Origin of the sequence: Streptomyces venetus (assembly GCF_039540295.1) — a bacterium.
Taxonomy (GTDB): Bacteria; Actinomycetota; Actinomycetes; order Streptomycetales; family Streptomycetaceae; genus Streptomyces; species Streptomyces venetus.
Window position 1 is genome coordinate 65306 of sequence record NZ_BAABET010000011.1, and the last position, 22918, is coordinate 88223.

Below are 22918 nucleotides of genomic sequence, written 5' to 3' on the forward strand. Positions count from 1 at the left end.
TCTGAAAACCCCACAGGGGGGATGCACCGGACCCGGTGCATCCCCCCTGCGCGTGTGCTCTACGGGCGACGCCCGACGACCCGGACGAAGCCCAGCGTGCGGCCCTGGTCGAGATGCAGCATCTCGGCGCACTGGCCGGCCATCCGGATGTGCCACTCGTCCGTGTGCTCGTCGGCGACGATCTCGCACCAGCGCAGCCAGTCGCGCCAGCCGTCCTCGAGCCAGTCGGCCGTCTCGACCTCCACGGCCCCGCTGCGGGTCCAGTGGCGCCGCCACCAGGCGGCCGTGTGGAAGCACCAGAAACCGGGCTCCCAGTACGGCTTGAGGTGCTCCGGCGGCTCGACGCCGTCGATCTCCTCGCGCAGCGCCGGTACGACGACACCGATCCGCCCGCCGGGCTTGAGCAGCCGCGTCAGCTCGGGCAGGTACAGGTCATTGGTGCCGAAGTACTGGTACGCGTCGATGGAGACGATCGCGTCGAAGCTGTTCTCGCCGAACGGCAGGTCGTGCGCCTCGGCGTACACGGGCAGCACCCGGTCGGCCACGCCCGCCTCGGCGATGCGCCGGGCGTTGTCGTCGGGCTTGACCCACAGGTCGGCCGCGGTGACCTGAGCGTCGTACTCCCTGGCGAGGAAGATCGACGTCATGGCGCGTCCGCAGCCCAGGTCGAGCACGCGCGAGCCGGGGCTCAGGGTGTCGAGTCCCAGGGCCGGGGCCAGCCACTCCAGCAGCCACAGCGCGTGCGGGCCCATCTGGTTCTCGACGGTCCAGCGGGCGTCGTAGTCGTTGCTGCGCGGGTAGCCGGGGTGGCTCACACGGTCAGTGAGGGGGTCGTTCGAGGTCCGGGAAGTGATGTCCGACATCGGTGGACGGGCTCCTTGAGTCCTTGAGGAAGAAAAGGGATGCGTCGGAGCTCGGTCGGACCGTCAAACAATGCACCTGCTTCGGCCGGGCGGCGGGGCGCCGCGGGCGTTTCCTCGGACCGCGGGACGCTAACAGGCGGCCTTGCGGCCCCGCACCTGGTTTTCCGCCAGCTGGTTTTCCTTCACGACGCGCTACCGTCTCGGCCATGAGTGGACGCGTTGATTCCGACCCCGGCCCGGAGATACCGGAGGCAGAGGCCGAGGTCACGGAGGAGGCAGAGGTCACGGAAGAGACCGAGGCCGAGGTCATGGAGGAGGAAGGTGCCGAGGCCACGGATGAGACCGAGGCCGAGGTCGCGGAAACGGAAGAGGACGCGCGGCGAGCCCGCTGGACCGCGGCCGGGACCGGCGCCCTGCTGACCCTCGCGGGACTGGCCGCGGCGCTGCTCCGCCTCACCCGCTCAGTGACCGCGCTCGTCCCGGCCGCGTACGCCGGCGGGGCGGCGGTCTGTGCTCTCGCCGCCGTGCTGGGCTCCCGGGGACGCACCCGGCGGGCGCTGTGGCTGCTGATCGCGGGGGTGATGGTGATGGCGCTGGGGGACCAGTTCGACTGATCACGGCCGCTGTGAATAAGCCCACGAAACCGACAAACGATCTCTTACGCCTGTAAGAGTGGCTGCGCATTGCTCATGCGTTCTTTGCTGGCTGTTCAGTTCGTGGACGACTGCTCCCGGCCGAAGATCCGAAAAATTCACCCTGGGAGCACGTTCCGTGGCAGCCCTCGCACGCTGGTGTGTCCAACGCCGTATGGTCACCGTTCTGCTGTGGCTCCTCGCCCTGGCGGGGGTCGCCTCGGGCGCCGCCGTCGCGGGCTCCGCCTACTCGAACGACTACCAGGTCCCGGGCACCGAGTCGGGCCGCGCCACCCAGCTGCTGCACGAGGGCTTCCCGCGGCTCGGCGGCGACAGTGACACCGTCGTCTGGCACACCACGTCCGGCAGCGTCCGCGCCGCCGACGTCGAGCAGACCATGACCCGCACCCTGGACCGCGTCGGGAACCTGCCCGGCGTGGCCTCCGTGACCAGCCCCTACGACGGCCCGGGCACCGGCCGGATCAGCGCGGACGGCCGTACGGCGTACGCCACGGTCACCTTCGACGAGCAGGCCCAGGACATCGGCAAGTCCGAGGCGCAGGCCGTCGTGGACACCGCCAAGAGCGCCGAGACCGACGGGCTCCAGGTGGAACTGGGCGGCAGCGCCGTCGAGCTCACCGGGACCTCCGGCGGGCACGTCGCCGAGATCGTCGGCGTGGTCGTCGCCGCGGTGGTGCTGTTCCTCGCCTTCGGCTCGCTCGCCGCCTCGCTGCTGCCCATCGCCACCGCCCTGGTCGGCGTCGGTACCGCCTACGCCGGGATCGTGCTGCTCGGGCACGCCATGACCGTCGCCGACTTCGCGCCCATGCTCGGCATGCTGATCGGGCTCGGCGTCGGCATCGACTACGCGCTGTTCATCGTGACGAGACACCGGCGCGGCCTGAAACGCGGGCAGTCCGTCACGGAGGCGGCCACGAACGCCGTCGCGACCACGGGACGAGCGGTCGTGTTCGCGGGTGCCACCGTTTGCATAGCCCTGCTGGGCATGCTGATCCTCCGGCTGGGCTTCCTCAACGGCGTCGCCATAGCGGCCAGCCTGACCGTGATCCTCACCGTCGCGGCGTCCGTGACGCTGCTTCCCGCGCTGCTCTCCGTCATCGGCATGCGCGCGCTCAGCCGCCGCGAGCGGCGCCGTCTGGCCGAGCACGGGCCCGAGCCCGAGCTGCCCACCGGCTTCGCCGCCCGCTGGTCGGCGTTCGTGGAGCGTCACCCCAAGGTGCTCGGTGCGGTCGCCCTGGCGGTCATGGCCGTCCTCGCACTGCCCACGCTCTCCCTGCACCTGGGCACCTCCGACCAGGGCAACGACCCCAGGACGTCCACCACCCGCCAGGCCTACGACCTGGTCGCCGACGGCTTCGGACCCGGCGTGAACGGCCCGCTCACCCTCGTCACGAAGGTCGGCGGAGCCGACGACCGGCTCGCCCTGGACAACCTCGACGGCACACTCCGCGCCACCGAGGGCGTCGCCTCGGTGACCCCCGTGACGTTCGACTCGGGCGGAGACACCGCCTACCTCACCGTCGTACCGGAGTCCTCCCCGCAGTCGAAGCAGACCAGCGACCTCGTCGACCGGCTGCGCGACGAGGTGCTGCCGCGCGCCGAGTCGGGCACCTCGCTCGACGTGCAGGTGGGCGGTCTGACGGCCGGCTACGACGACTTCGCCGACGTCATCGTCTCCAAGCTGCCCCTCTTCGTCGGGGTCGTCATCGGCCTGGGCTGTCTGCTGCTCCTGCTGGCCTTCCGGTCGATCGGCATCCCGCTGAAGGCCGCCGCGATGAACGTCGCGGCCGTGGCCTCCGCCTTCGGGGTGGTCGTCGCGATGTTCCAGTGGGGCTGGGGCAGCGAACTGCTCGGCCTCGGCAGCGCGGGGCCCATCGAGCCCTTCCTGCCCGTGATCATGGTGTCGGTGCTCTTCGGCCTCTCCATGGACTACCAGGTCTTCCTGGTCAGCCGGATGTACGAGGAGTGGCTGGAGACCGGCGACAACCGGCGTGCCGTCCGGGTCGGCCTCGCGGAGACCAGCCGGGTGATCAACTCGGCGGCGGTCATCATGATCTCCGTCTTCCTGGCGTTCGTCCTCAGCGGCGACCGTGTGATCGCCATGTTCGGCATCGCCCTGGCCGCGGCCGTCGCCCTGGACGCCTTCGTGCTGCGCACGCTGCTCGTGCCCGCCCTGATGCACCTGCTCGGCGGCGCCAACTGGTGGCTGCCCCGCTGGCTCGACAAGCGCCTGCCGCGCATCAGCATCGAACCGCCCGAGTGCCGTGCCGCCCATGAGAGGCTGGCCGCCGCGACGGACGCCGAGGTGGCGGACGTCCTGGCGGAGGAGGAGCGGCAGCCGGATGTACGCGATATCCCTGGGTGACGGCGCCGAGCTGAGACCCCTTGAGCCCTGGCACGCCGAGGAGTTCTTCGCGCACCTGGAGCGGGGCAGGGACTTCATCGGGCAGTTCATCGACTTCGGGTCGCGGGAGACGGACGTGGTGTCCGCGCGGGCCATGCTCCAGGGTTACGCCGACATGCGCGCGGCCGACACACGCTCCCTGCACGGCCTGTGGCTGAACGGCAAGCTCGTGGGCGGCGTGCTGTTCCTGAACTTCGACGCCGCGGCCGGCAACTGCGAGGTCGGCTGCTGGCTGGAGCCCGCCGGGACCGGGCGTGGCCTCGTCACACGTGCGATGCACGTCCTCATCGACTGGGCGGTGGAACAGCGCGGCATCCACCGCGTCGAGTGGGTCGCCGCCTCGGGCAACCAGCCGAGTCTGAAGGTGGCCCAGCGCCTGGGCATGACCCGCGACGGTGTGCGGCGCGAGGCGCACCCCTATCGTGGCGTACGGCACGATCTCGAAGTCTGGTCCGTGCTGGCGCCCGAGTGGCGCGAGGCACGCGCGCGTGCCGCTCACAACGATCATTAAGAGACTTCTCAGACAGCGACCCTACGGTGCGAGACATGGCAACGAACGCAGTGGACGAGACCGAGGCCACCGAGGCCACGACCGACGAGAAGGCGGTGGACACCACCAAGTCCGACGAGGCGACCGAGACCGAGGTCCCGGCCGCGGCCGAGGCCGCCGAGACCAAGGACGCGAGCCCCTCCGGCGTCGGACAGGGCGCCGCGGCCGTGGTCTCCGCCGCGCTGGGCGTCGTCTCGCTCACCGGCAGCTGGCTCGGAACCATCGCCGCCGCCCGCCAGAACCTCGTCGGTCAGCTGCAGACCGCACAGGGTGCGAGCGTGGCCAAGCAGATCCAGGCGGTCTACGGCGACGCCTGGCAGGCCACCGCCCTGTGGGGCGGCCTGTTCGCGCTGCTCGCGCTGGTCGTCGGCGTCGTGACGCTCGCCCGGCCCGCGTTCGGCACGCCCGGCAGGATCCAGGCCCCCTGGATCAAGTCGGTCGCCTGGGCGGGTGTCGCGCTGGGCGTGATCGGCCTGTTCCTGGCCGTCCTCAAGTACACCGGCATCCTGCTCGGACTGCCGTCCGCTGGCTGAGCCGGCGCGCAAACCCGAGGGGCCTCAGAGGCGCCGTAAGCACCTTACGGAGCATCTGAGGCCCCTCATTCGTGTCTAAGGCCCCATGCGCCCGCCGAAGATGCGGAACTCTCCCGATGTGGCCGCCCCGCCTGGGAGACGAAGGTGGGGGCATCGCAGAAAGCGAAGCCCTTCCACTCGAATCTCACCGAGGACACGCCATGTACGAGTACGAGATGCAGCAGATGCGCACCGCCGACCTCATCCGCCGGGCCGACCACGAGCGCCAGGTCCGCGAGGCCGCCCGCGCCCGCCGCGCCGCCCGCCGCGAAGCCGCCCAAGGATCCGCCGAGCACGAGAGCCATAGCCGCCGCTTCCGCAGGCACCCCTTCGCCAGGGCGGCGTGAACACCACGACGGCACCACCCGGCGCCCCGGCCGTCCCCGAGGGAGCGGCCGCGGGCGCCGGTGTCGTTGCCGACCGGACGGAAACAGCCGCCGGTCGTGCGAAAACCGGTGCCGTGCTGTCGGACCCGCATGCGATGCTCGGGGCCGTGGAGACCAGGTCCGTAAGTCCCGTGTTCGTCGGCCGGGCCGCCGAGTTGGGCACGCTGGACGAGGTGCTCGCCGGTGCCGCCGGCGGCGACCCCCAGGCGTTGCTCATCGGCGGCGAGGCCGGAGTCGGCAAGACCCGCCTCCTGGAGGAGTTCGCCGGTGCCGCCCGCCGCCGGGGCGCGGTCGTCGCGCTCGGCGGCTGCGTCGAGATCGGCGCCGACGGACTGCCGTTCGCGCCGTTCTCCACGGCCCTGCGCGCCCTGCGCCGCGAACTGCCCGCGCAACTCGCCGCCGCGGCGGCCGGGCAGGAGGAGGAACTGGCCCGGCTGCTCCCGGAGATCGGCACCGCGGCCGCGCGTGAGGCGGCCCGGCACGACGAGGACAGCATGGCCCGCCTCTTCGAGCTCACCGCCCGCCTGCTGGAACGCGTCGCCGCCGAGCACACCGTCGTCCTCGCCCTGGAGGACCTGCACTGGGCCGACGCCTCCACCCGGCACCTGCTCTCCTACCTCTTCCGCACCCTGCGCACCGGCCGCCTCGTCGTCCTCGCCACCTACCGCTCCGACGACATCCACCGCCGTCACCCGCTGCGGCCCCTGCTCGCCGAACTCGACCGTCTGCGCACCGTCCGCCGCATCGAACTCGCCCGCTTCAACCGCGAGGAGGTGTGCCTCCAGGTCGCCGGCATCCTCGCCCAGGAACCCGACGCGGACCAGGTCGACGCGATCTTCGAACGCTCCGACGGCAACGCCTTCTTCGTCGAGGAACTCGCCGTCGCCGCCCACGAGGGCTGCCGCACGGGTCTGACCGACTCCCTGCGCGACCTGCTCCTGGTCCGCGTGGAACGGCTGCCGGAGACCGCCCAGCAGGTCGCCCGGATCGTCGCCGAGGGCGGCTCCACCGTCGAGTACCGGTTGCTGTCCGCCGTCGCCCGGCTCGCCGAGGACGACCTCATCGAGGCGCTGCGGACCGCCGTGAACGCCAGCATCCTGGCCCCCGCGCCCGGCGGCGACGGCTACCGCTTCCGGCACTCCCTGGTCAGAGAAGCCGTCAGCGACGACCTGCTCCCGGGCGAACGCTCCCGCCTCAACCGCCGCTACGCCGAAGCCCTGGAGAGCGACCCGACCCTCGTCCCCGCCGACCAGCGCGCGACGCGCCTGGCCAGTTACTGGTACCACGCCCACGACCCGGCGAAGGCCCTGCCCGCCGTCCTCGACGCCTCCGTCGAGGCCCGCCACCGCCACGCCTACTCCGAGCAACTGCGGCTGCTGGAACGGGCGATGGAACTGTGGGACGCCGCCCCCGACACCGTACGCCGCACCCTGCGCCCCGCCGACTTCGCCGAGGCCTACCCGCTGGAGCTGCCCGAACGGCGCGGCGGGACCCTCGACCTGCTGGCCGAGGCGGCCGTGGCCGGACGGCTCTGCGGGGAGCGCGAGCGCGCCCTGAAGATCACCAAGCGGGCGCTGCGCCTGCTGGACGAGGAGGACGGCCCTCCCTCAAGCTCTCAGCTGCGTTCGAGCAGGGGGGACCCGCACCGCGCCGCCTGGTTCTGGATCCAGCGCTCCCGGCTGGTGCAGAGCCTCGCCCGCGGCGACGGCTGGAAGGAGATCGCCACCGCCCAGGACCTGGTCCGCGGCCTGCCGCCGTCCGAGGTGCACGCCGAGGTGCTCGCCACGGTCGCCCACTGGTCGATGCTCCACCGGCCCGGTCCGGAGGCGCTGACGGCGGCCGAACGGGCCGTGGAGTACGCGCGCATGGTGGGCGCCGACGACATCGCGTCCAACGCCCGGCTCACGCTCGGCGGCCTCATGGTCGAGGCCGGGCAGATCGAGGCCGGGCTCACCCACCTCTTCGAGGTCAAGGACGAGGTGGTCGCCCGGGGTCTCGCGGCGATCGCCGGGCGCAGCCATGTGAACCTGCCGTCCACCCTGGAAGGCATCGGCCGCTCCGAGGAGGCCGTCGGCATCCTGCGCGAGGGCCTGGTGCTCACCGGCCGGATGGGACTGCGGGACGCCGAGGGCTGGGTCTGGGGCAATCTCGCCGAGTCGCTCATCTCCCTGGGCCGCTGGGACGAGGCGGCCGAGGCGGCGGTCAACGCTCAGCGGCGCGGGCAGTCGGCCGGTCCGCAGGGGGCCGCGGCGATCCACCGGGCCTTCCTCGCGCTCGCCCGCGGCCAGGTGCCCGAGGCCGCCCGGCACCTCGCCGAGGGCCGCGCCTCCTACGGCCCGCACGACCCCATGCCGCAGCACGACCTCCCGATCGCCTGCCTCACGATCAGGGTCGCCGTCGCCGAGGGCCGCCTCGCCGACGCCCGCGCCGAACTGGCCCGCGCCCTCACGTCCGGCTTCCCGCCCGGCACCCAGCGCTACGCCTGGCCGCTGCTGCTCGAAGCGGCCACGGCCGAGGCCGACGCCCGGACGCTGCCCGCGGCGCGGGACGGCCGCGAGGAAGTGCTCGCGGGCATCTTCGAGGCGGTCAAGCGCCTCACCACGAACGCCCCCGTCTGGCTCGCCCACGAGCAGTGGGTACGCGCCGAACTCCTGCGCGCCGAGGGCCGGAGCACCCCGGACACCTGGTCGCAGGTGGTCACCGCCTTCGAACCCCTGGAGCGGCCCTACGACCTCGCCCGCGTCCGGTACCGGCTGGCCGAGTCCCTGCTCACGGGCGGCGGCGAGTACGACGAGCGCGACCGGGCAACAGAACTGCTGCGCCTCGCCCACGCCGTCGCCCGCCACCTCGGGGCCCGACCGCTCGCCGACGCCGCCGCAGCCCTCGCCCAGCGGGCCCGCCTCCCGCTCACATCCGGCCCGGAACCGGCCGCCGCCCCCGCGGACCGGGCCGGGGCACTGGGGCTCACCAGCCGGGAGCGGGACGTGCTGCGCCTGGTCACCGCCGGCCACACCAACCGCCGGATAGCCGAGGAACTGTTCATCTCCCCGAAGACCGCGAGCGTCCACGTCTCCAACATCCTGGCGAAGCTCGGCGTCTCCGGCCGGGGCGAGGCGGCGGCGCTCGCGCACCGGCTGGGGCTTTTTCCGGCCGATTCCGTCATGCCCGGTTCGGCGGGCTGAGGTTTACGCTGTAAAGGACGTCGGGGGTGTCACGGTTCAGGGAGGATCCGTGTTCAACGTTTTCGAGGAACTCTTCTCACCCGGCCGCAAACACACCCGCGACGAGCAGAAACGCCTGGAACTGACCCGCGAGGACGTCGGCGACGGCGACCCCGGACGCGGCCCGATCGACCTGGCGTCCGGGAAGGTCGTCGTCCGCCCGCCGCAGGAGCCCGGCCGGACCGAGGACTGAGCGGGCCTACGTCACCCGCAGCTCCAGGATCCGGTCGTCCCCGTCCTTCGGAGCGCCCCGGCCGTCCGTGTTGCTGGTCACCAGCCACAGCCGGTCGCCGCCCGCCGCGACCACCGTGCGCAGCCGGCCGTACTCGCCCTCCAGGAAGGCCTGGGGTTCGGCCGAGGCCGCGGTGCCGTTCAGCGGGATGCGCCACAGCCGCTTGCCGCGCAGCCCCGCCATCCAGATCGACCCCTCGGCGTGGGCGATGCCGCTCGGGGAGGCTTCGGCCGTCCTCCACTGGTCGACCGGGTTGTGGAACCGCTTGTCGTCGGATGTGCCCTCGGCCTCCGGCCAGCCGTAGTTGTCCCCGGGCTTGATCGCGTTGAGCTCGTCCCAGGTGTCCTGGCCGAACTCCGAGGCGAACAGCCGCTGCTCGCCGTCCCAGGCGAGGCCCTGCACATTGCGGTGCCCGTACGAGTACACCGGCGACTCGGGGAACGGGTTGCCCGGCGCCGGCTCGCCCTCCGGGGTCAGCCGCAGGATCTTGCCGCCCACCGAGTCCTTGTCCTGGGACAGGCCCGTGTCACCGCTCTCGCCCGTGCCGACGTACAGCATCTTGTCCGGGCCGAACGCGATCCGCCCGCCGTTGTGGATGAAGCCCTTCGGGATGCCCTTGAACACCGTGTCCGGAGCGCCGAGCTGCTCACCGGCGGGCTTCTTCTCGTCGTACAGCATGCGGACGACGCGGTTGTCGGAGGCCGAGGTGAAGTACGCGTAGACCATGCGGTCCGAGGCGAAGTCGGGGGACAGGGCGATCCCGAGCAGACCGCCCTCTCCGGCGGCCGAGACTCCCGGTACCTCGCCCAGCTCGGTCTTCTTCCCGGTCTTCTCGTCGACCCGGAGGACCGTCCCGTCGTCCCGGGAGGAGACGAGCAGACCGCCGCCCGGCACGGGGGCGAGTCCCCAGGGCGAGTCCAGACCCTCGGCGACGGTGCGCACCACCTTCACCGAGCCCTTGGCGGCAGGCGTCTCCCCGGCGGCCTGCCCCGGAGCGGACGACCGGGGTGCCGAACGGCTGGGGGAGGCGGCGGCGTCGCCGCCGGACGTCCCTCCGCCCTCGGAGGAGCAGCCGGCCGTCAGCAGGAGCGCGGCGGCGGCCAACACGGCCGGCACGGCTCGACGTTGCACGATCATGGTCCCTTCGGCGCGGACGGGTTCTCCTTGTCATACCCCTGCCGCGCCTGCCAAGTTCCCGATCACGGAACCCCGGGCCCGCGAACGCGGCACCCTGCACGGGTTTGCCCCGAACACTCCCCGCCGGTCGCCCGTCCGCCGGATCGGATCAGTCCCACGACCCCTGGGCCGGCGGCAGGTACGCGACCTCTCTCAGATCCTCGGCCGTCAGGCGCAGCCGCGTCGCGGCCGTGTTCTCCGTGACCCAGCGCTCCTGCTTCGTGCCCGGGACCGGGACGACGTGGCGGCCCTGCGCGAGTATCCAGGCGAGGGCGACCTGAGCGGGCGTGACGTGGGGGCCGTGCCGGCGGGCCACCCGGCGCAGGCCGGCGACGATCGGCTGGTTCGCGGCCATCATCTCGCCCGTGAAGCGGGGGTGCCGGGCCCGGAGGTCGTCCACCTCGAACCCCGCGCCGGGCCGCAGCCTGCCGGTCAGGAAGGCGTTGCCGAGCGGCATCGCGGCCAGAAAGCCTATGCCCCGCGTCTCGCACCACGGCAGCAGTGTCTCCAGCGCCTCCCGTGACCACACCGACAGCTCCGCCTGCACCGCGCTCACGGGGAAGACCTGCTGCACCCGCTCCAGCTGCCGGATCGTCGCGTCGTGCACCCGGGCCCCGGAGCGCCGGCCGGCCCGCGCGCCCACCGCGCACAGGCCCAGCGCCCGTACCTTCCCGGCCCGGACGAGCTCCGCCATCGCGCCCCACGTCTCCTCCACGGGGACTTCCGGGTCGGCCCGGTGCAGCTGGTAGAGGTCTATGACGTCCGTCTGGAGCCGGCGCAGCGACGCGTCGCAGGCCCGCCTGACGTACCCGGGGCGGCCGTTGGCGACGATGTGCTGGTCACCCACGAGCAGACCGACCTTCGTCGACACGAACGCGTCGGACCGCCGTTCCTTCAACGCCCGCCCCACCAGCAGTTCGTTGGTGAACGGGCCGTACATGTCGGCCGTGTCCAACAGGGACGCACCGAGGTCCAGCGCCCGGTGCACCGCCCTGAGCGACTCGTCGCCACGCCGCAGCGACGCGCTGTACGCCCAGCTCATCGGCATGCACCCCAGTCCGACGGCCCCCACCGCGAGTGCCGCCGCGCCGATCGTCCTGCGCTCCACCTGGTCGTGACCCTCCCTGTTCCGGCCACCCCAACCTAACCTCTGGTGTGGCGCGCTCCTGACATAGCCTCCAGAGCATGACTGCTGACGTGTGGCTGCCCATCCCGCCGGACGAGATCGAGGGACTCCCCGAGGGCCCCGCCTACCGCTTCTGGAACGGCGAGGAGGAGTACCCCGCGGACCCGGCCGACTGCGCCTTCTACGTCGTCCCCTACATGAAGCCCAGCCCGCTGTGCGTACGGCCCATGCCAGCGATGAGTCATGTGCAGGTCGTGCAGACCCTGTCCGCCGGGATCGACCACGTCGAGCCGGGGATCAGGCACCTCCCTGCGGGCGTGCGGCTGTGCAACGCGCGCGGAGTGCACGAGGCCAGCACCGCGGAGCTCACCCTCACCCTGATCCTGGCCTCGCTGCGCGGCGTCCCCGACTTCGTCCGGGCGCAGGACCGGGGGGAGTGGCTGGCCGGATTCCGGCCCGCGCTCGCCGACAAGAACGTCCTCATCGTCGGGTACGGGTCGATCGGCGCGGCCATCGAGGACCGGCTCGTTCCGTTCGAGGTCGCGCGGGTGGCGCGCGTCGCGCGCTCTGAGCGCACCACGGCGCGCGGGCCGGTGCATCCGCTCACCGAACTCCCCGCGCTGCTCCCGGAGGCGGACGTCGTCATCCTGTCCACCCCGCTCAGCGTGACCACCCGTGGCCTGGCGGGGGCCGACTTCCTGGCCCGGATGAAGGACGGCGCGCTCCTGGTCAACGTCGCCCGCGGCCCCGTCGTCGACACAAAGGCCCTGCTCGCCGAGCTGGAGAGTGGCCGTATCACGGCCGCCCTGGACGTCACCGACCCCGAGCCCCTGCCGCGCGAACACCCGCTGTGGCGTGCGCCGGGGGTACTCGTCAGCCCTCATGTCGGCGGTCCCACCTCCGCGTTCCTGCCGCGCGCCGAGCGGCTCCTGGTGGACCAGTTGAACCGTTATGTGAACCGGGAGCCGCTCCGCAACGTGATCCTGACGACGGGTGCATCAACCGACTGATCCGACCTTGGGTACCGTCCGCAATCCTTCGGGCGCGGTGGGTACTCATATATCTGTTGATCGTCACGCAGAGTAGAGAACCTATGTCCCTGAGTGACGAGACTGGTGTATCGTCCCGACAGGGGCAGCGCCGCGGACCGTTCGGCGCCGGGGGACGGACACTTCGGACTGTGAGGGGGGCGACAGGCGATGCACGGCCTATGGACGAGCGATCCGACGGGACGGGGCTGCCGGCGGCGACCCTGGCGGACGGCCGCGGGCAGAAGCGGCCATCACGCCGATCACGCCGGCCACCACATCCGCCGCAGTGACCATGACACGGACCACGGCCATCACCACCGCGGGTCCGGCAGCCGCGGAAGGCGTGCCCAGGCGCACCCGCGCCTGCGGGGCCCGGGAGCGGCACGGACCGGGAGGGCCCGGTGAGCGCGCCCCCGACCACACCCACGCTCGACGGGACGCTGCGGGCCCAGCCTCCGTCACCGGCCGTGCTGCCGCCCCCTCCGCCGGTCCCCGGCCGCCGGCCGGGCCTGGCCCTGCGACTCGTCCTCGCCCTGGTCTGCGCGGGATACGCCATCGGTGCCGCGTTCGGCTGGGGTTCGTACGAAGTGGCCCTGATCATGGGTGACTTCGGGCTGAGCGCCGCCGCGGGCACGGCCGCCGTGTCGTGCTTCCTCTGCGCCCGGAACCGCCGCACCCGCTTTCGACCGGCCTGGCTGCTGTTCGGCCGCTCCTCGGCGATGGCGTCCCTGGGCAACCTGGTCTGGGGGTGGTACGAGGTCGTTCTGGGGCTGCCCGTGCCCAGTCCCAGCTACGCCGACCTGTTCTTCCTGTGCTTCGCGCCGCCCGCGATCGTCGGGCTGCTCGTGTTCGCCAAGCGGCCCGTGACCAAGGCCGGTTGGGTCTGCCTCGGGCTCGACGCCTGGCTGATCGGCGGCTCGCTGCTCACCCTGGCGTGGAGCCTCGCCCTCGCCCAGGCCGCGAAGTCGGAAGGCCCCGGCGTGGCGCACATCGCGCTGTCGCTGGCGTACCCGCTGCTCGACATCGCGCTGGTCAGCATGGTGCTCGCACTGCACTTCCGGCGGTCCGCCGTGAACCGCTCGGCGGTCAACACCGCCATCGGCGCCCTCGCGCTGACCGTGATGTGCGACGCGCTGTTCACCTCGCCGCTGCTGCACCACGACTACCGCTCCGGGCAGCTGCTCGACGCGGGCTGGTTCGCCGGCTCACTGCTCCTGGCGTACGCCCCGTGGGCCGCGTCCCGCATGCCGGACGCCGACCGGCAGCACGGCCCGGACCGGCAGACGGCGGGACACACCCGCGTGGTGCACGAGCACGTGCCCGGGCAGCGCAGCGGCCCGCACCACCCTCCGTCCCTGCCAGGGGGCGAGCACAGCCGGTACCCGGCAGCCCGGCCCATCGCCGGCTCCCTCGCCGCCCTCACGCCGTACCTCGCGGCAGCCGTGTGCACCCTGGGCATCCTCTACAACGTCCTCAACGGCCGCAGCGTCGACCGCGTGGTCCTGCTGACCGGGGGCACGGTGGTGCTCGCGCTCGTCGTGCGCCAGGGCATCATGCTGCTCGACAACATCACCCTCACCCAGGAGCTGGCCCAGAAGGAGAACCACTTCCGCTCCCTCGTGCAGGGCTCCAGCGACGTCATCATGATCGCCGCACCCAGCGGCGTCCTGCGCTACGTCTCCCCGGCCGCCGCCGGTGTGTACGGCCGCCCGGCGGAGGAGCTGGTGGGTACCGAACTGGCCAATCTCATCCATCCGCAGGACCTCGGCTGCGTCGTGCACGAGGTGCGGCGCTTCCTCGCCGCCGACCCCGTCGAGGAACCCACCACCCGCATCGAGTGCCGCTTCCGGTCGGGGGACGAGGGCTGGCTGAACGTCGAGTCGACCGTCAACCGCCATCACGGCGGCCTCATCTTCAACAGCAGAGACGTGACCGAGCGAGTGCGGCTGCAGGCCCAGTTGCAGCACAACGCCGAGCACGACCCGCTCACGGACCTGCCCAACCGCGCCCTGTTCACCAAACGCGTCCAGCACGCGCTCTCGGGCCGCCGCGCCTCCGACCGGGGCGCGGCCCTGCGGAACACGGCCGTGCTCTTCATCGACCTCGACGGCTTCAAGGCCGTCAACGACACCATCGGGCACCAGGCCGGGGACGAACTGCTCGTGCAGGCCGCCCGCCGACTCCACGAGTCGGTCCGGCAGGGCGACACCGCCTCCCGGCTGGGCGGCGACGAGTTCGCGGCCCTGATCGTCGGGGACAACACCCGTGACCGGGAAGCCCGGCAGCGGCACATCCTGGAGCTCGCCGACCGCCTCAGGACGACGCTGTCCCAGCCGTACCTCATCGACGGCAACGACGTCCGGGTCAACGCCTCCATCGGCGTCGCCTTCGCGGAACAGGGCCTCGGCGCCGGCGAACTGCTGCGCAACGCCGACCTGGCCATGTACCGCGCCAAGGCGGGCGGCAAGGGGCGCGTCGAGCTGTACAAGCCCCAGATGCAGCAGGACGTCGTACGCAAGGCGGAGCTGGCCACGCGCCTGCGGGCCGCGCTGCACGACGGCGAGTTCGCCCTGCTGCACCAGCCGGTGGTGCGTCTGTCGGACGGCCGGATCACGTCGGTCTGCGCGCAGGCGCGCTGGCGCTCCTCCCAGGGAGTGCTCTTCACGCCCGCGGAGTTCCTGCGCGTGGCGGAGGACAGCGACAAGACCGCCGAACTGGGCCGCTGGATGATCGAGGAGGCCGTCGAACAGGCCGCCGAGCGGCATGCGACCGGGCTGTCCGTGCCGGTCGTCGTCCGGATGAGCGCCCGCCGGCTGCTGGACCGGTCGATGCCGCTCGGCACCATCGAGGCGCTGCTCACGCGGCACGGGCTGCCGTCCGGGTCGCTGATCATCGAGCTGTCCGACGCCGACCCGAGGGTCTCCCTGGACGAGCTGGAGCGGCGTCTGGGTGCCCTGCGGCGGGTCGGGGTCCGGATCGCGCTCGACGGGTTCGGCAGCGGCTACGGTGCGCTCACGACCCTCAGGCGGCTCCCCGTCGACGTGCTGAAGCTCGACCGCGGCCTGGTCGAGGGCGTCGTCGAGTCCGCCCGGCTGTACAAGATCACCAGTGGGCTGCTGCGCATCGCCAACGACCTCGGGCTGAAGACCGTGGCCGACGGGGTGGACCTGCCCGACCAGGTCGTCGCCCTGCGCGCGATGGGCTGCACCCACGGGCAGGGCATGGCGTTCTCCGGGCCGCTCGACGAGTACCGGCTGCGCCGCGCGCTCACCTCCGGCCACTATCCGGTGCCGAACGGACCGGCCGAGCCGGCGTTCGCGGGCGGGTCCCCGCGGGTGTACAGCTCGGGCGTGTCGGCCGTCATCGGAGGCGGCACGGTCCTTCGCTCACATAATGAGACTCCCGTCCCACCCACTTGACAGTGAGTGTGTGCCGGGGGGAGGGTCTGTGCCATGCGCACCCGAATTCTCGTACTTGGAAAGCGCGTCGGCTGACGCTGAGCCTCGACCGCTCAGCGACTCCACCCGGCGCGCTCCCCTCGCTTGCCTTTTGGCACGAGGGGTTTTTTGTTGCACAGGCGCCTCTCGTGCAGCAGTAGAAAACCGTACAAATCTCGCAAAAACCCTCAGCATCTGAGAAGAGAATGCCGATGACCGAGCAGGCCACCGGGGCCCACCACCCGCAGCCCCGGCCCCGATCCGGAGGACACTCCGCCCCCGAGCAGGTGACGGGCGCGCAGTCCCTCATCCGCTCTCTCGAGGAGGTCGGCGCCGACACGGTATTCGGCATTCCCGGCGGTGCGATCCTCCCGGCCTACGACCCGCTGATGGACTCCACCAGGGTGCGCCACGTCCTGGTCCGGCACGAGCAGGGCGCCGGTCACGCCGCCACCGGCTACGCGCAGGCCACCGGCAAGGTCGGCGTCTGCATGGCCACCTCGGGCCCCGGCGCCACCAACCTGGTCACCCCGATCGCCGACGCGCACATGGACTCCGTGCCGCTGGTCGCGATCACCGGCCAGGTGGCCTCCAAGGCGATCGGCACCGACGCCTTCCAGGAGGCGGACATCGTCGGCATCACCATGCCGATCACCAAGCACAACTTCCTCGTCACCAAGGCCGAGGACATCCCGCGCATCATCGCCCAGGCGTTCCACATCGCCTCCACCGGCCGCCCCGGCCCGGTCCTGGTCGACATCGCCAAGGACGCCCTCCAGGCGAAGACCACCTTCTCCTGGCCGCCCGCGATGGACCTGCCCGGCTACCGCCCGGTGACCAAGCCGCACGCCAAGCAGATCCGCGAGGCCGCCAAGCTGATCACCCAGGCCCGCCGGCCCGTGCTCTACGTCGGCGGCGGCGTGCTCAAGGCCAAGGCCACCGCCGAGCTCAAGGTCCTCGCCGAGCTGACCGGCGCGCCCGTGACCACCACCCTGATGGCCCTCGGCGCGTTCCCCGACGACCACCCGCAGCACCTGGGCATGCCCGGTATGCACGGCTCCGTGGCCGCCGTCACCGGTCTGCAGAAGGCCGACCTGATCGTCGCCCTCGGCGCCCGCTTCGACGACCGCGTCACCGGCAAGCTGGACAGCTTCGCGCCCTTCGCCAAGATCGTCCACGCCGACATCGACCCGGCCGAGATCGGCAAGAACCGCGCCGCCGACGTGCCGATCGTCGGTGACGCCCGCGAGGTCATCGCCGACCTGATCCAGGCCGTGCAGAAGGAGCACAGCGAGGGTCACCAGGGCGACTACAGCGCCTGGTGGAAGGACCTCAGCCGCTGGCGCGAGACCTACCCGCTCGGCTACGACCAGCCCGACGACGGCTCGCTCTCCCCGCAGCAGGTCATCGAGCGCATCGGGCAGCTCGCGCCCGAGGGCACGATCTTCGCCGCGGGCGTCGGCCAGCACCAGATGTGGGCCGCCCACTTCATCGAGTACGACAAGCCGGGCACCTGGCTGAACTCCGGCGGCGCCGGAACCATGGGCTACGCCGTCCCGGCCGCCATGGGCGCCAAGGCCGGAGCACCCGACAAGGCCGTCTGGGCCATCGACGGCGACGGCTGCTTCCAGATGACCAACCAGGAGCTCACCACCTGCGCCCTGAACAACATCCCGATCAAGGTCGCCGTCATCAACAACGGCGCCCTCGGGATGGTCCGCCAGTGGCAGACCCTCTTCTACAACCAGCGGTACAGCAACACCGTGCTGCACTCCGGCCCGGAGGACATCAACCCGGAGGCCCGCGGCACCCGCGTCCCCGACTTCGTGAAGCTGTCGGAGGCCATGGGCTGCTACGCCATCCGCTGCGAGGACCCGGCCGACCTCGACAAGGTCATCGAAGAGGCGAACTCCATCAACGACCGCCCGGTCGTCGTCGACTTCATCGTCCACGAGGACGCGATGGTCTGGCCGATGGTCGCCGCAGGCACCTCCAACGACGAGATCATGGCCGCCCGGGACGTCCGCCCCGACTTCGGCGACAACGAAGACGACTGAGCGAGAGAGACGTAAAAGACCATGTCCAAGCACACGCTCTCCGTCCTGGTGGAGAACACCCCCGGCATCCTCGCCCGGATCGCCGCCCTGTTCTCCCGCCGCGGCTTCAACATCGACTCGCTCGCGGTCGGCGTCACCGAGCACCCCGACATCTCCCGTATCACCATCGTCGTCGGCGTGGAGGACCTGCCGCTGGAGCAGGTCACCAAGCAGCTCAACAAGCTCGTCAACGTGCTGAAGATCGTCGAGCTGGAGCCGTCGCAGGCGGTGCAGCGCGAACTCGTCCTGGTGAAGGTGCGCGCCGACAACGAGACGCGCTCCCAGATCGTCGAGATCGTCCAGCTGTTCCGCGCCAAGACCGTCGACGTCTCCCCGGAGGCCGTCACCATCGAGGCCACCGGATCCGGCGAGAAGCTGTCCGCGATGCTCAAGATGCTGGAGCCGTACGGCATCAAGGAGCTCGTCCAGTCCGGCACGATCGCGATCGGCCGCGGCGCCCGTTCCATCACGGACCGGTCGCTGCGCGCCCTGGACCGGTCGGCCTAAGACCTGAAACGGGCGGTCGGCGCGCCGTCGGCCGCCCGTATTCCGAGACCCACAGACTTCCCTTCCGCCCCCCGTCATACGGTGGGACGCAACACCTGCACTCCCGAGGAGAGAACCCAAAGTGGCCGAGCTGTTCTACGACGCCGACGCCGACCTGTCCATCATCCAGGGCCGCAAGGTCGCGGTCATCGGGTACGGCAGCCAGGGCCACGCCCACGCGCTGTCGCTCCGTGACTCGGGTGTCGACGTCCGCGTCGGTCTGCACGAGGGCTCCAAGTCCAAGGCCAAGGCCGAGGAGCAGGGTCTGCGCGTGGTGAGCCCGTCGGAGGCCGCCGCCGAGGCCGACGTCATCATGATCCTGGTCCCGGACCCGATCCAGGCCCAGGTCTACGAGGAGCACATCGCCCCGAACCTGAACGACGGCGACGCGCTGTTCTTCGGTCACGGCCTGAACATCCGCTACGGCTTCATCAAGCCCCCGGCCGGCGTGGACGTCTGCATGGTCGCCCCGAAGGGCCCGGGCCACCTGGTGCGCCGCCAGTACGAGGAGGGCCGCGGCGTTCCCTGCATCGCCGCCGTCGAGCAGGACGCCTCCGGCAACGCCTTCGCGCTGGCCCTGTCGTACGCCAAGGGCATCGGCGGCACCCGCGCCGGTGTCATCAAGACGACCTTCACCGAGGAGACCGAGACCGACCTGTTCGGTGAGCAGGCCGTCCTCTGCGGTGGCACGGCCGCCCTGGTGAAGGCCGGCTTCGAGACGCTGACCGAGGCCGGCTACCAGCCGGAGATCGCGTACTTCGAGTGCCTGCACGAGCTGAAGCTGATCGTCGACCTCATGTACGAGGGCGGCCTGGAGAAGATGCGCTGGTCGATCTCCGAGACCGCCGAGTGGGGCGACTACGTCACCGGCCCGCGCATCATCACGGACGCCACCAAGGCCGAGATGAAGAAGGTCCTCGCCGAGATCCAGGACGGCACCTTCGCTCAGCAGTGGATGGACGAGTACCACGGCGGCCTGAAGAAGTACAACGAGTACAAGAAGCAGGACTCCGAGCACCTGCTGGAGACCACCGGCAAGGAGCTGCGCAAGCTCATGAGCTGGGTCGACGAAGAGGCGTAAGCCGATGACCGAAGGGCCGGAGCACCCCGCTCCGGCCCTTTCGGTGAACCCGGGGTAACGTCGGGGACACGGCGTTGTCCATCCCGTCCGGCCACGGACGGGTGATCCTTCCGCAGCGGCACAGGACGACGCCCTCGGCGCCACTAGACTGCTGCACTACATACGCGTCAGGCCCACAGCGTCGTGCGTCTTCCACGCGACTAGCCCCCTCCACCGCCTGCGGCCGTCGGGACGGCCGTCCGCAGCATTGGACTTGTGAGGACTCACGTGAGCTCGAAACCCGTCGTACTCATCGCTGAAGAGCTGTCGCCCGCCACCGTCGACGCGCTTGGCCCGGACTTCGAGATCCGGCACTGCAACGGCGCGGACCGGGCCGAGCTGCTCCCGGCCATCGCCGACGTGGACGCGATCCTGGTCCGCTCGGCCACCAAGGTCGACGCCGAGGCGATCGCCGCCGCCAAGAAGCTCAAGGTCGTCGCGCGAGCCGGCGTCGGCCTGGACAACGTCGACGTCTCCGCCGCCACCAAGGCCGGCGTGATGGTCGTCAACGCCCCCACCTCGAACATCGTGACCGCCGCCGAGCTCGCCTGCGGTCTGCTGGTCGCCACCGCCCGCAACATCCCGCAGGCGAACGCCGCGCTGAAGAACGGCGAGTGGAAGCGCAGCAAGTACACGGGCGTCGAGCTGGCCGAGAAGACCCTCGGTGTCGTGGGCCTGGGCCGGATCGGTGCCCTCGTCGCCCAGCGGATGTCCGCCTTCGGCATGAAGGTCGTCGCCTACGACCCCTACGTGCAGCCCGCCCGGGCCGCGCAGATGGGCGTCAAGGTGGTGTCCCTGGACGAGCTGCTCGAGGTCTCCGACTTCATCACCGTCCACCTCCCCAAGACCCCCGAGACCCTCGGTCTGATCGGCGACGAGGCGCTGCGCAAGGTCAAGCCGAGCGTGCGCATCGTCAACGCCGCGCGCGGCGGGATCGTCGACGAGGAGGCGCTGTACTCCGCCCTCAAGGAGGGCCGGGTCGCCGGTGCCGGCCTCGACGTGTACGCGAAGGAGCCCTGCACGGACTCCCCGCTGTTCGAGTTCGACCAGGTCGTCTGCACCCCGCACCTCGGTGCCTCCACGGACGAGGCCCAGGAGAAGGCCGGTATCGCCGTCGCCCGCTCGGTGCGCCTCGCCCTCGCCGGTGAGCTCGTGCCGGACGCGGTGAACGTGCAGGGCGGTGTCATCGCCGAGGACGTCAAGCCGGGCCTGCCGCTCGCCGAGCGCCTCGGCCGGATCTTCACCGCGCTCGCCGGTGAGGTCGCGGTCCGCCTCGACGTCGAGGTGTACGGCGAGATCACCCAGCACGACGTGAAGGTGCTGGAGCTCTCCGCCCTCAAGGGTGTCTTCGAGGACGTCGTCGACGAGACGGTCTCCTACGTCAACGCCCCGCTGTTCGCGCAGGAGCGCGGCGTCGAGGTGCGGCTGACCACCAGCTCGGAGGCGACCGAGCACCGCAACGTCGTGACCGTGCGCGGCACCCTCGCCGACGGCGAGGAGGTGTCGGTCTCCGGCACGCTGGCCGGCCCGAAGCACCTCCAGAAGATCGTCGCCGTCGGTGAGTACGACGTGGACCTCGCGCTCGCCGACCACATGGTGGTCCTGCGGTACGAGGACCGGCCGGGCGTCGTCGGTACGGTGGGCCGCATCCTGGGCGAGGCGGGCATCAACATCGCCGGCATGCAGGTGTCGCGGGCCGTGGCCGGTGGCGAGGCGCTGGCCGTGCTGACCGTCGACGACACGGTGACTCCCGGTGTGCTGGCCGAGGTGGCGGCGGAGATCGGGGCGACCTCGTCCCGTTCCGTGAACCTGGCCTGAGCTGTCCCGGGGCCCCGCCCCGGACCTCGAACGCCGGGCGGGCTGAGTCGATCAGCCCGCCCGGCGTTTCGCTTGCTGTGGGTCTGCTTACACGGCCGCCTTCTCCGGCTCCGGCGTCGCGGACTCCCGTACCTGGATGCGCCGCAAGGTCACCACCGCCGCTGCCGCCGCCCCGGCCAGCAGGACCGCGCCCGTGACCGCCGCCGCGTGCATGCCGCTGGTGAAGGCCTCGCGCGCCGCCGTCGCCAGGGCGTCTCCCGCGCGCCCCGGAAGACGGTCGGCCACGGCGAGAGCGCCGCCCAGTGTCTCGCGGGCCGGAGCCGGCGCCGAGGCCGCGATCTCGTGGCGGTAGACGGCCGTGCCGATGGAGCCGAGGAACGCCATGCTCAGCGCGCCGCCGAACTCCGTGCCGGTCTCCAGCAGGGACGAGGCCGCGCCCGCCTTCTCCACCGGGGCGGCGCTCAGTGCCAGGTCGGCCACCTGGGACATGACGGCGACGATGCCGCAGGCCAGGACGGCGCACGCGGCCAGCAACAGCCAGAGGGAGTCCGTGCCGGCCAGGGCCAGCATCACGTAGCCGCACGCGCTGACCGCGAAGCCGCCGCCGACCACGTACGCGCGCGGCACGCCCCGCCGCACGAGCTGTGCGCCGACCGGGGCCGCGAGTCCGATGGGCACCGACGGCAGCAGGCTCCACAGCGCCGCCTCCAGCGGGCTCTTGTCGAGGACCGACTGGATGTACTGGGTCGTGAAGTACGCCGAGCCCATCATGCCGAAGGCAGCGACGAGGTTCAGGACGACGGACGGGCTGAAGCCGCGCACCCGGAACAGTCCGGGCGAGATCAGCGGGGAGACGGCCGTGCGCTGACGGTGGACGAACAGCGCGGCGAAGAGCAGGCCGACCGTCACCGACATCACGTACCCCACGTTCCAGCCCTGCGACGCGAGTTCCTTCAGGCCGTAGATCACCGGGAGCACCGCCGCCATCGACAGGGGGACGCTCGGCCAGTCGAAGCGGCCGGGGCGCGGGTTGTGCGACTCGGGCAGCAGGACGGGGCCCAGGACCAGGAGCAGCAGCATCGCGGGCAGGTTGACCAGGAAGACCGAGCCCCACCAGAAGTGCTCGACGAGCACCCCGCTCATCACCGAGCCGAGCGCGATGCCGGCCGTCATCACCCCCGACCACACACCGATCGCCTTGGTGCGCTGCGCCGGGTCGGTGAACATCGTGCGGACCAGTGCCATCGTCGACGGCATCAGGGTGGCGCCGCCGATGCCGAGGACGGCCCGGGCGGCGATCAGGGTCTCGGCGCTGCTCGCGTAGGCCGCGACCAGGGAGGCCGTGCCGAAGGCGGCGGCGCCGGCCAGCAGGAGCCTGCGGCGGCCGATGCGGTCGCCCAGCGAGCCCATGGTCATCAGCAGGCCGGCCAGCACGAAGCCGTAGATGTCGAAGATCCACAGCTGCTGCGTGGCGCTCGGCTCCAGGTCGGCACTGATCGCGGGGATCGCGAAGTAGAGGACGGACACGTCCATCGAGACCAGCAGCAGCGGAAGCATCAGCACGCCGAGGGCCGTCCATTCACGGCGGCCGGCGCGGGCGGGAGGGTGCGCTTCTGTCGTCATGGACAGGACTGTACGGGCGTCTTAAACGCTTGTCTAGTACGCTTGTATAAGACGATCGTCTGGA

At 71.5% G+C, this 22918-nt stretch carries 17 protein-coding genes; 13 read left to right on the top strand and 4 right to left on the bottom strand.

Annotated features, from left to right (window positions below; all coding sequences use genetic code 11):
• Positions 1–59: 59 nt before the first annotated feature.
• Positions 60–863 carry an SAM-dependent methyltransferase gene (locus tag ABEA82_RS31110; RefSeq protein ID WP_345665059.1) on the bottom strand — a complete coding sequence of 268 codons (804 nt, stop codon included), beginning with the start codon at positions 861–863 and terminating at the stop codon, positions 60–62.
• Between the two features lie 206 nt (positions 864–1069).
• Here ABEA82_RS31110 and ABEA82_RS31115 point away from each other — a divergent pair, with 206 nt between their 5' ends.
• The 7 genes from ABEA82_RS31115 to ABEA82_RS31145 all read left to right on the top strand — a co-directional run bounded on the left by ABEA82_RS31115 (position 1070) and on the right by ABEA82_RS31145 (position 8842).
• On the top strand, positions 1070–1477 hold the full coding sequence (locus ABEA82_RS31115) for a hypothetical protein (protein ID WP_345665060.1): 408 nt from the start codon (positions 1070–1072) through the stop codon (positions 1475–1477).
• Between the two features lie 157 nt (positions 1478–1634).
• Entirely contained in the window at positions 1635–3881 is a 2247-nt protein-coding gene (locus ABEA82_RS31120) for an MMPL family transporter (protein ID WP_345665061.1), read from the top strand.
• Entirely contained in the window at positions 3859–4431 is a 573-nt protein-coding gene (locus ABEA82_RS31125; protein WP_345665062.1) for a GNAT family N-acetyltransferase, read from the top strand. Before ABEA82_RS31120 ends, ABEA82_RS31125 begins: the two co-directional genes overlap by 23 nt.
• 35 nt (positions 4432–4466) lie before the next feature.
• Complete coding sequence (locus ABEA82_RS31130; protein ID WP_345665063.1) at positions 4467–5003, top strand: hypothetical protein; 537 nt, start codon at positions 4467–4469, stop codon at positions 5001–5003.
• A gap of 200 nt (positions 5004–5203) precedes the next feature.
• Positions 5204–5389: a hypothetical protein gene (locus ABEA82_RS31135; RefSeq protein ID WP_345665064.1), complete on the top strand. Its 186-nt coding sequence runs from the start codon at positions 5204–5206 to the stop codon at positions 5387–5389.
• A 134-nt stretch (positions 5390–5523) separates the two neighbouring features.
• A complete protein-coding gene (locus tag ABEA82_RS31140) occupies positions 5524–8610 on the top strand; it encodes a helix-turn-helix transcriptional regulator (protein ID WP_345665247.1) in 3087 nt (1028 codons plus the stop codon).
• 49 nt (positions 8611–8659) lie between these two features.
• A complete protein-coding gene (locus ABEA82_RS31145; RefSeq protein WP_345665066.1) occupies positions 8660–8842 on the top strand; it encodes a DUF6191 domain-containing protein in 183 nt (60 codons plus the stop codon).
• A 6-nt stretch (positions 8843–8848) separates the two neighbouring features.
• On the opposite strand, the gene ABEA82_RS31150 is transcribed toward ABEA82_RS31145, so the two are convergent.
• Together ABEA82_RS31150 and ABEA82_RS31155 are read right to left on the bottom strand one after the other, a co-directional pair.
• The gene (locus ABEA82_RS31150; protein WP_345665067.1) at positions 8849–10018 is read right to left on the bottom strand and encodes a PQQ-dependent sugar dehydrogenase; all 1170 of its coding nucleotides are present in this window, start codon (positions 10016–10018) and stop codon (positions 8849–8851) included.
• Between the two features lie 148 nt (positions 10019–10166).
• Positions 10167–11165, bottom strand: a complete 999-nt coding sequence (locus ABEA82_RS31155; protein ID WP_345665068.1) for an aldo/keto reductase — start codon at positions 11163–11165, stop codon at positions 10167–10169.
• Between the two features lie 77 nt (positions 11166–11242).
• Between ABEA82_RS31155 and ABEA82_RS31160 the strand changes: the two genes are divergently transcribed.
• The 6 genes from ABEA82_RS31160 to serA all read left to right on the top strand — a co-directional run bounded on the left by ABEA82_RS31160 (position 11243) and on the right by serA (position 21231).
• On the top strand, positions 11243–12193 hold the full coding sequence (locus ABEA82_RS31160; RefSeq protein WP_345665069.1) for a 2-hydroxyacid dehydrogenase: 951 nt from the start codon (positions 11243–11245) through the stop codon (positions 12191–12193).
• A 422-nt stretch (positions 12194–12615) separates the two neighbouring features.
• A complete protein-coding gene (locus ABEA82_RS31165; protein WP_345665070.1) occupies positions 12616–15633 on the top strand; it encodes a putative bifunctional diguanylate cyclase/phosphodiesterase in 3018 nt (1005 codons plus the stop codon).
• A 230-nt stretch (positions 15634–15863) separates the two neighbouring features.
• On the top strand, positions 15864–17708 hold the full coding sequence (locus ABEA82_RS31170) for an acetolactate synthase large subunit (RefSeq protein ID WP_345665071.1): 1845 nt from the start codon (positions 15864–15866) through the stop codon (positions 17706–17708).
• A gap of 21 nt (positions 17709–17729) precedes the next feature.
• On the top strand, positions 17730–18254 hold the full coding sequence (gene ilvN, locus ABEA82_RS31175; protein WP_010048631.1) for an acetolactate synthase small subunit: 525 nt from the start codon (positions 17730–17732) through the stop codon (positions 18252–18254).
• A 121-nt stretch (positions 18255–18375) separates the two neighbouring features.
• Positions 18376–19374 (top strand): ketol-acid reductoisomerase, encoded by a 999-nt coding sequence (ilvC, locus tag ABEA82_RS31180; protein WP_345665072.1) that lies wholly within the window; start codon positions 18376–18378, stop codon positions 19372–19374.
• Between the two features lie 267 nt (positions 19375–19641).
• Positions 19642–21231, top strand: a complete 1590-nt coding sequence (serA, locus tag ABEA82_RS31185) for a phosphoglycerate dehydrogenase (protein WP_345665073.1) — start codon at positions 19642–19644, stop codon at positions 21229–21231.
• Positions 21232–21318: 87 nt separating this feature from the next.
• Here serA and ABEA82_RS31190 read toward each other — a convergent pair whose 3' ends face one another.
• Positions 21319–22854 carry an MFS transporter gene (locus ABEA82_RS31190; protein WP_345665074.1) on the bottom strand — a complete coding sequence of 512 codons (1536 nt, stop codon included), beginning with the start codon at positions 22852–22854 and terminating at the stop codon, positions 21319–21321.
• Positions 22855–22918: the final 64 nt, after the last annotated feature.